This is a genomic window from Curtobacterium sp. MCBA15_001, from assembly GCF_001864835.1.
In the GTDB taxonomy this organism is placed as follows: Bacteria; Actinomycetota; Actinomycetes; order Actinomycetales; family Microbacteriaceae; genus Curtobacterium.
This window is the reverse complement of the sequence record NZ_MJGI01000025.1, coordinates 356768-364857: the sequence shown is the minus strand read 5'-3', so window position 1 is coordinate 364857 and position 8090 is coordinate 356768. Positions and strand designations below refer to the sequence as shown.

The following is an 8090-nucleotide window of genomic DNA, read 5'->3' as shown; positions in this document are numbered from 1 at the left end:
ACGGGCCTCCTGTCCGTCGTCGGTCGCGCCGCGGCGCGCTACGCGAGCTCGATGAGCTCCGCGTAGTCCTTGTTCCAGTGGTCCTCGGTGCCGTCGGGCAGCAGCAGGACGCGCTCGGGGTTGAGGGCCTCGACCGCGCCGGTGTCGTGCGACACCAGCACGACAGCACCTTCGAATCCGGCGAGGGCATTGAGGATCTCCTCGCGGGACGCCGGGTCGAGGTTGTTGGTCGGCTCGTCGAGCAGCAGGACGTTCGCTCCGGAGACCACGATCATCGCGAGCGACAGGCGGGTCTTCTCGCCACCGGACAGCACGCCCGCCTTCTTGTAGCCGTCGTCCCCGGTGAACAGGAACGAGCCGAGCACCCGTCGGGCCTCGGTCTCGTTGAGGTCCGTCGACGCGGAGACCATGTTCTCGATCACCGTGCGGTTGATGTCGATGTTCTCGTGCTCCTGCGCGTAGTAGCCGATGCGCAGGCCGTGGCCGGGCAGGATCTCGCCGGTGTCCGGTGCGTCGGCGCCCGCGAGGATGCGGAGCAGGGTCGTCTTGCCGGCTCCGTTGAAGCCGAGGATGACCACGCGGGAACCCCGGTCGATCGCCAGGTCGACGCCCGCGAAGATCTCGAGCGAGCCGTACGACTTCGACAGGCCCTCCGCCATCAGCGGCGTGCGACCGCACGGCGCCGGCGTGGGGAAGCGGATCTTCGCGACGCGGTCGGCGACGCGCTCGTCCTCGAGCCCTGCGAGCAACTTGTCGGCACGCGCGACCATCTGGTGCGCCGCAGCGGCCTTCGACGCCTTCGCACCGAACCGGGCGGCCTGGTCCTTGAGCGTGGCGGCCTTCTTCTCGGCGCCCGCGCGCTCCTTGCGACGACGCTCCTCGTCGGCGACGCGCTGCCGCTGGTACAGCTTCCAGCCCATGTTGTAGACGTCGATGGTCTGCCGGTTCGCATCGAGGTAGAACACCCGGTTGACGACCTCGTCGACGAGCTCGACGTCGTGGGAGATCACGATGACGCCGCCGGGGTAGGTCTTCAGGTGCTCGCGCAGCCACACGACCGAGTCGGCGTCGAGGTGGTTGGTCGGCTCGTCGAGGATCATCGTCTCGGCGTCCGAGAACAGGATGCGGGCGAGCTCGATGCGGCGGCGCTGACCACCGGAGAGGGTCTTGAGCTGCTGGTCGAGGATGCGGTCCGGCAGCTTGAGGTTCGACGCGATCGACGCTGCCTCGGCCTCGGCGGAGTAGCCCCCCAACGCGTTGAACTGGTCGTCGAGCCGCGAGTACCGACGCATGGCCTTGTCCGCCACGGCCGGGTCGTCGCTGGCCATGTCGAGCGTGGCCTGGCGGATCCCCTCGACCAGCTCACCGAGCCCCCGGGCGTCGAGGATGCGCTTGCGGGCGGTGTCCTCGGGGTTGCCCGAGCGGGGGTCCTGCGGCAGGTAGCCGATCTCCCCGGTGCGCTCGATCTTGCCGTCGGTGGGCGGCTGCTCCCCCGCCAGCGCCTTGGTCATGGTGGTCTTCCCCGCGCCGTTCCGGCCGACGAGACCGATCTTGTCGCCCTTCTCCACACGGAAGGACACGTTCTCCATCAGGAGGCGAGCCCCGACGCGGATCTCGAGGTCGTGCACGGCAAGCACAGTGGAAGTCCAATCAGTTGGTGGTTGTGCACAACGGTGTGTGCGTGGGGTGCACCGCTACGCTGACGGGACCGGCTGTCCCAGAACAGGGACCAGCAGTCCATTCTAGGAGAATCCATGACGAACGCCACCGGGTTCGCTCCCCGCGCAGTCCTCGCCGACCGCCTCCGTACCCACGGGCTCGCCACGAACGCCGCGCTGGTCGCGGGCGGCGCGCTCTTCACCGCCGCCATGGCACAGGTCGAGATCCCGATGTGGCCGGTGCCGATCACCGGGCAGACCCTCGCCGTCGTGCTCGTCGGCGCGACGCTCGGAGCACGCCGTGGCATCCTGTCGATGCTCGTCTACGCCGTCGCCGGTCTGGCCGGCGCCCCGTTCTTCGCCGACATGCAGGGCGGCCTCGGTGCCCTGGCGCTGCCGAGCTTCGGCTACGTCATCGGCTTCGTGCCGGCCGCCGGTGTCATCGGCTGGCTCGCGCGTCGCTCGTGGGACCGTCGCTTCGGGCGCGCCGCCGCGGCGATGGTGCTCGCCAGCGCCATCCCGTTCGTCACCGGTCTGCCGTACCTGGCCGTCGCGCTCGGATCGCTCGGCCTGCCGAACGACCTGCAGTCCGTGCTGGCTGCCGGGCTGTACCCGTTCGTCGTGGGCGGCGTGGTAAAGGCCCTCATCGCCGCGGGCATCATCCCGCTCGTGTGGAAGGCCGTCGGCCGCCGCTGACCCCGCTGCGCACGCACGAGGGCCCCGCACCGGACGGTGCGGGGCTCTCGTGTGTGCGGTGCCGGTGTCCAGCGCCCGATGCTGTCCCCACCCGAGGTTCCGACATTCCGGCATCTCGGGGCCGCGCACGTGGCAACCGTGCGACCTCGGCGTACGCGAGCGGCGTGTCGTGGAACCTCGATCCCGCCGTCGTCGCGACCAGACGACAGACGGGAGGCACGGTGCCAGCTGGCACCGTGCCTCCCGTCTGTGCGGTCGGTCGCGACTAGATCGAGAACCCGAGCGCGCGCATCATCTCGCGGCCGTCGTCCGTGATCCGCTCCGGACCCCACGGCGGCATCCAGACCCAGTTGATGCGGAAGGCGTCGACGATGCCGTCGAGCGCGTTCGCGGTGTCACCCTCGATGACGTCCGTCAGCGGGCAGCCCGCGCTGGTCAGCGTCATGCTGATGATGAGCGCGGTGGCCTCGTCGTCCCAGGCCAGGTCGTAGATCAGGCCCAGGTCGACGATGTTGACGCCGAGCTCGGGGTCCTGGACCTCTTTCAGGCCCTCGACGACCTCGTCGAACTTCTCCGGTGCGAGCGCGGTGATCATCAGTTGCCCGCCGCAGCGGCCTCGGCCTGCACGTAGCGGTCGTAGCCCTCGTTCTCGAGCCGGTCGGCCAGCTCGGGGCCACCCTGCTCGGCGATCTTGCCGGCGACGAACACGTGCACGAAGTCCGGCTTGATGTAGCGGAGGATGCGCGTGTAGTGCGTGATGAGCAGCACGCCGAGGCCGGTCGCGGCCTTCGCGCGGTTGACGCCCTCGGACACGATCTTCAGGGCGTCGACGTCGAGGCCGGAGTCGGTCTCGTCGAGCACGGCGAACTTCGGCTTCAGGAGCTCGAGCTGCATGATCTCGTGGCGCTTCTTCTCGCCGCCGGAGAAGCCCTCGTTGACGTTGCGCTCCGCGAAGGAGGAGTCCATCTTGAGGTCGGCCATCGAGGTGCGGAGGTCCTTGACCCAGCCGCGCAGCGCCGGGGCCTCGCCGTCGATCGCGGTCTTGGCGGTGCGGAGGAAGTTCGAGACGGTCACGCCGGGGATCTCGACCGGGTACTGCATCGCGAGGAACATGCCGGCACGCGCACGCTCGTCCACGCTCATCTCGAGCACGTTCTGCCCGTCGAGGGTGATCGAGCCACCGACGACGTTGTAGCGGGGGTGGCCGGCGATCGTGTACGCCAGGGTCGACTTGCCGGAGCCGTTCGGCCCCATGATCGCGTGGATCTCGCCCTCGTTGATGGTCAGGTCGACGCCCTTGAGGATCTCCTTGACACCCTGGTCGGTGTCGATCGAGACCTGCAGGTCGCGGATTTCGAGAGTGGACATTGCGTTCCTTCGGTTGCAGCTGGTGTGCGGCGTCAGCCGCGGGAAGAGTGGGAGGGCGGTCTAGTCGACGGGGACCGGGTCGTGCACGTCGACGTAGACCTCGCCGTCACGGACCTCGACCCGGAAGACCGGGACGGGTTCGTAGGCGGGGAAGTTCTGCGGCTTGCCGGTGGTCAGCGAGAAGCGCGAGCCGTGGGCCCAGCACTCCAGCGAGTCCCCCTCGACGAAGCCCTCGGCCAGCGAGATGTCCCCGTGCGTGCAGGTGTCGCCGATGGCGTGCACCGTGCCCGCGGAGTCCTTGACGATGGCGACCGCGGTGCCGTCGACGACCACGCGCATGGGGCTGTCCACGGCGATGTCGGCTTCCGCGCAGACCTTCTCGGCCATCAGGCGTCGGCACCTTCCGTGACGGGGGCAGCGCCTTCCGTGACGGGGGCGGCGAGCACGGTCCGGCCTTCGAGGAGCTCCTGCTCGACGGCAGCGATCAGGCGCTGCTCGAGGTCGGGCGCGCCGATCTTCTGGATGACCTCGACCAGGAAGCCGAGCACGACGAGCCGACGCGCCTCTTCTTCAGGGATGCCGCGGGCCTGCAGGTAGAACAGCTGCTCGTCGTCGAAGCGTCCGGTGGCGCTGGCGTGACCGGCGCCGGCGATGTCGCCGGTCTCGATCTCCAGGTTCGGGATGCTGTCGGCACGGGTGCCGTCGGACAGCACCAGGTTGCGGTTCTGCTCGTACGAGTCGGTGCCGGGTGCGGTCCGCCCGATCAGGACGTCGCCGATCCACACCGTGTGTGCCCCGGTGCCCTGCAGCGCGCCCTTGTAGTTGACGCGGCTGCGGGTGTTCGGTGCGTCGTGGTTCACGTACACCTGCTGCTCGATGTACTGGCCGGCGTCGGCGAAGTACACGCCGTACATCTCGGTGTCGGCACCCTGGCCGCCGAGGTGCGTCGAGGGGTTCACCCGGACGACGTCGCCGCCGAGCGAGACCACCACGTGCTTGAGGAAGGCGTCACGGCCGACCTCGGCGAAGTGCGTCGAGACGTGCACCGCGTCGTCGTCCCAGTCCTGCACGGTGACGACGGTCAGTCGGGCGTTGTCCCGGACCACGACCTCGACGTTCTCGCTGAGGAGCGCGGATCCGCGGTTGTCGATGACGACGATGCCCTGGGCGTTCGGCTCGGCCGTGATGACCGTGTGCGCCGCGCGGGGCTGCGTGCCGAAGGCCGAGCGGGTGATCGCGATCGACTCGGACGCGTCGGTCGCCTTCACCGTGACTGCCAGGACGGCGTCACGCGCGGTCCACGCCGCCGCAGCCGCACGGTCCTCGGGCAGGCCGGCGGTCCCGACGCGGGGGTCGTCGCTGCGGGCCCACTCGACGTCGGCACCGTCGGTCTGCGTCGCCAGGTACGGGTACGGCGAGCCGTCGAGTCCGCCGTCGAGCAGCGGCTGGATCTTGGCCAGCGGCGCGAACTTCCAGTTGACCTCGCGGCCGGTCACCGCGGCGTACGCCTCGAGGTCACCGGACTGCGGACGCTCGGAGCGGGTCTGCACCGGCACCTTGGTGTTCCAGGCACCGTCGGAGTGCGCGCGAGCGCCATGCTGTTCCGAACCAGCACTGCGCTCGGTGCCTGCCGTTGCGGGCTCGATCGGCTGGTCGATACGGGGGGTGGGGGTGGAGCTCGACATCTAGCCGACGGATCCTTCCATGCTCATCTCGATGAGCTTGTTGAGTTCGAGCGCGTACTCCATCGGGAGCTCGCGGGCGATCGGCTCGATGAAGCCACGGACGATCATGGCCATCGCCTCGTCCTCGGCGAGCCCGCGCGACATCAGGTAGAACAGCTGCTCCTCGCTCACGCGCGAGACCGTGGCCTCGTGGCCGAGCTGGACGTCGTCCACGCGGATGTCGATCGCCGGGTAGGTGTCCGAACGGCTCACGGTGTCGACCAGCAGTGCGTCACAGCGGACGGTGTTGGCGGCGTGGTGGGCATTCGGGTCGACGCGGACCTCGCCGCGGTACCCGGCGCGACCGCCACCGCGGGCGATCGACTTCGAGACGATCGACGACGTGGTGTACGGCGCCATGTGGATCATCTTCGCGCCGGCGTCCTGGTGCTGCCCCGGGCCGGCGAAGGCGACGGAGAGGGTCTCGCCCTTGGCGTGCTCACCGGCGAGGTAGATCGACGGGTACTTCATCGTGACCTTGGACCCGATGTTGCCGTCGATCCACTCCATCGTCGCGCCTTCGTGCGCGATGGCACGCTTGGTGACGAGGTTGTAGACGTTGTTCGACCAGTTCTGGATCGTCGTGTAGCGCACGCGGGCGTTCTTCTTGACGATGATCTCGACGACGGCCGAGTGCAGGGAGTCGGACTTGTAGATCGGGGCGGTGCAGCCCTCGATGTAGTGGACGTAGGAGTCCTCGTCCGCGATGATCAGCGTCCGCTCGAACTGGCCCATGTTCTCGGTGTTGATCCGGAAGTAGGCCTGCAACGGGATCTCGACGTGCACGCCCTTCGGCACGTACACGAACGAGCCGCCCGACCACACCGCCGTGTTCAGCGCGGCGAACTTGTTGTCGCCGGCCGGGATGACCGTGCCGAAGTACTCCTGGAAGATCTCCGGGTGCTCGCGGAGCGCGGTGTCGGTGTCCATGAAGATGACACCCTGCTGCTCCAGGTCCTCGCGGATCTGGTGGTACACGACCTCGGACTCGTACTGGGCCGCGACGCCGGCGACCAGGCGCTGCCGCTCGGCTTCCGGGATGCCGAGCTTCTCGTACGTGGCGCGGATGTCCTCGGGGAGGTCCTCCCACGACTGCGCCTGCTTCTCGGTGGAGCGCACGAAGTACTTGATGTTGTCGAAGTCGATGCCCGACAGGTCGGCGCCCCACGTCGGCATCGGCTTGCGCCCGAACAGCGACAGGCCCTTGAGCCGGTTCTTGAGCATCCACTCGGGTTCGTTCTTGAGGTTCGAGATGTCGGTGACGACCTCGTCCGAGATGCCGCGGCGGGCGGACGCACCGGCCGAGTCGGAGTCGGACCAGCCGAACTCGTACTGGCCGAGCCCCTCGAGTTCTGGACGGTCGATGAGCACGTCGGACATGGTCTCCTCGTTTCCTTCTCGCGGCAGTTCCCTGGTGGCAACCGGCGGCTGCCGGACACCATTCCATCGCGCACCACCGACAGGACGAACCCGTCCGCCGGTGATCACGCAGCTGCTGCCTCGCAACGTCGATGGTTCCACGCAGTGCTGTGTTGCGTCGGCGATCTCGGCCCATTCGGAGCCGGCGCCTGCCTAGACTTGACTGCTGCTGAACCCTCGAATCCTACAGGGCAACGGCACGGAACAACAGGAAGGCACCACCCTCGTGACTCGCGTCGGATCCCCCGTCGACCAGGACGTCCGCACTCGGTGGTGGTCCCTCCCCCGTGTCGTCGACCCCCGCGTCGTCGCTCTCGCCTGGGCGTCGTTCGTGGTCGAGGTCGTCCTCATCGGCACCGGCGGCCTGGTCCGCCTGACCGCGTCGGGCCTCGGATGCCCGACCTGGCCCCGATGCACGGCCGACTCCCTCGTGTCCACGCCTGAGATGGGCGTCCACGGCGTCATCGAGTTCGGCAACCGGCTGCTGACCTTCGTCCTGGTCATCGTGGCGATCGCGATGTTCCTCGCCGTCGTCCGCATGCGGCGCACCCGTCCCGAACTGTTCTGGCTGGCGTTCGCCCAGGGCGCAGCGATCCCGGTCCAGGCCGTCATCGGTGGCCTCAGTGTCCTGACGAACCTGAACCCCTACGTGGTGGGCCTGCACTTCGTCGTGTCGACCCTGCTCGTGAGCATCACCGCCACCCTCGTGTACCGAGCGATGAACGGCCCCCGCACCGCGCGCCACACCGTCCCGGGCTGGTACCGCGGCGTCGTCCGCGGCACGATCGCGGCCACCGCCGTCACCGTGCTCATCGGCATCCTGACGACCGGCAGCGGCCCGCACGCCGGCGCTGACGAGGCCGTCGACGGCGGGCGCCTGCACCGCACCGGGCTCGACCCCGCGATCCTGCAGCACGTGCACGCGGTGCCCGCGTACGTCCTCTTCGCACTGACGCTCGTGCTCGTCGTGGGTGCCGTGCGCCTGCAGCTGTCGAGCAGGTGGGCGCTCGTCCTGCTGGTCGTCGAGTTCGTGCAGATCGCCGTCGGCCTCACCCAGGCCCGCATGCACCTGCCCGTCGGGCTCGTCGGCACGCACATGGTGTTGGCCGGCCTGTTGGTCGGGGCGGTGACCGTGGTCGCGCGGTCCACGCGCGCATCCGCCGGACGCGAGGCCGCGCGGGAACCGCTGCCGCGCCCCTGACGCGCGCCACCAGACGGACGGGAG

8 protein-coding genes are annotated in these 8090 nt (G+C 69.0%); 2 read left to right on the top strand and 6 right to left on the bottom strand.

Annotated elements, in window-relative coordinates; translation table 11 throughout:
• Nucleotides 1-38: 38 nt before the first annotated feature.
• Nucleotides 39-1637, bottom strand: coding sequence for an ABC-F family ATP-binding cassette domain-containing protein (locus BIU90_RS13605; RefSeq protein ID WP_071300730.1), 1599 nt, complete (start codon nucleotides 1635-1637; stop codon nucleotides 39-41).
• 117 nt (nucleotides 1638-1754) lie between these two features.
• Between BIU90_RS13605 and BIU90_RS13600 the strand changes: the two genes are divergently transcribed.
• Nucleotides 1755-2354 carry a biotin transporter BioY gene (locus BIU90_RS13600; RefSeq protein ID WP_071300729.1) on the top strand — a complete coding sequence of 200 codons (600 nt, stop codon included), beginning with the start codon at nucleotides 1755-1757 and terminating at the stop codon, nucleotides 2352-2354.
• A 265-nt stretch (nucleotides 2355-2619) separates the two neighbouring features.
• On the opposite strand, the gene BIU90_RS13595 is transcribed toward BIU90_RS13600, so the two are convergent.
• Genes BIU90_RS13595 through sufB form a run of 5 tightly spaced genes read right to left on the bottom strand, consistent with a single transcriptional unit; the run spans nucleotide 2620 to nucleotide 6826 of the window.
• On the bottom strand, nucleotides 2620-2949 hold the full coding sequence (locus tag BIU90_RS13595) for a metal-sulfur cluster assembly factor (RefSeq protein ID WP_071300728.1): 330 nt from the start codon (nucleotides 2947-2949) through the stop codon (nucleotides 2620-2622).
• On the bottom strand, nucleotides 2949-3722 hold the full coding sequence (gene sufC / locus BIU90_RS13590) for a Fe-S cluster assembly ATPase SufC (protein WP_071300727.1): 774 nt from the start codon (nucleotides 3720-3722) through the stop codon (nucleotides 2949-2951). Before sufC ends, BIU90_RS13595 begins: the two co-directional genes overlap by 1 nt.
• Nucleotides 3723-3782: 60 nt before the next feature.
• Entirely contained in the window at nucleotides 3783-4112 is a 330-nt protein-coding gene (locus tag BIU90_RS13585) for a non-heme iron oxygenase ferredoxin subunit (protein ID WP_071300726.1), read from the bottom strand.
• Nucleotides 4109-5407 (bottom strand): Fe-S cluster assembly protein SufD, encoded by a 1299-nt coding sequence (gene sufD / locus BIU90_RS13580; protein WP_071300725.1) that lies wholly within the window; start codon nucleotides 5405-5407, stop codon nucleotides 4109-4111. Before sufD ends, BIU90_RS13585 begins: the two co-directional genes overlap by 4 nt.
• Complete coding sequence (gene sufB / locus BIU90_RS13575) at nucleotides 5408-6826, bottom strand: Fe-S cluster assembly protein SufB (protein ID WP_071300724.1); 1419 nt, start codon at nucleotides 6824-6826, stop codon at nucleotides 5408-5410. It abuts the gene before it with no gap.
• Between the two features lie 265 nt (nucleotides 6827-7091).
• Here sufB and BIU90_RS13570 point away from each other — a divergent pair, with 265 nt between their 5' ends.
• Nucleotides 7092-8066 carry a heme A synthase gene (locus BIU90_RS13570; protein WP_071300723.1) on the top strand — a complete coding sequence of 325 codons (975 nt, stop codon included), beginning with the start codon at nucleotides 7092-7094 and terminating at the stop codon, nucleotides 8064-8066.
• Nucleotides 8067-8090: the final 24 nt, after the last annotated feature.

Excerpts from the sequence above, each read along its gene's own strand:
- BIU90_RS13600 (WP_071300729.1), top strand. The coding sequence starts at position 1,755 with ATGACGAACGCCACCGGGTTCGCTCCCCGCGCAGTCCTCGCCGACCGC.
- BIU90_RS13595 (WP_071300728.1), bottom strand. The coding sequence starts at position 2,949 with ATGATCACCGCGCTCGCACCGGAGAAGTTCGACGAGGTCGTCGAGGGC.
- sufC (WP_071300727.1), bottom strand. The coding sequence starts at position 3,722 with ATGTCCACTCTCGAAATCCGCGACCTGCAGGTCTCGATCGACACCGAC.
- sufD (WP_071300725.1), bottom strand. The coding sequence starts at position 5,407 with ATGTCGAGCTCCACCCCCACCCCCCGTATCGACCAGCCGATCGAGCCC.
- sufB (WP_071300724.1), bottom strand. The coding sequence starts at position 6,826 with ATGTCCGACGTGCTCATCGACCGTCCAGAACTCGAGGGGCTCGGCCAG.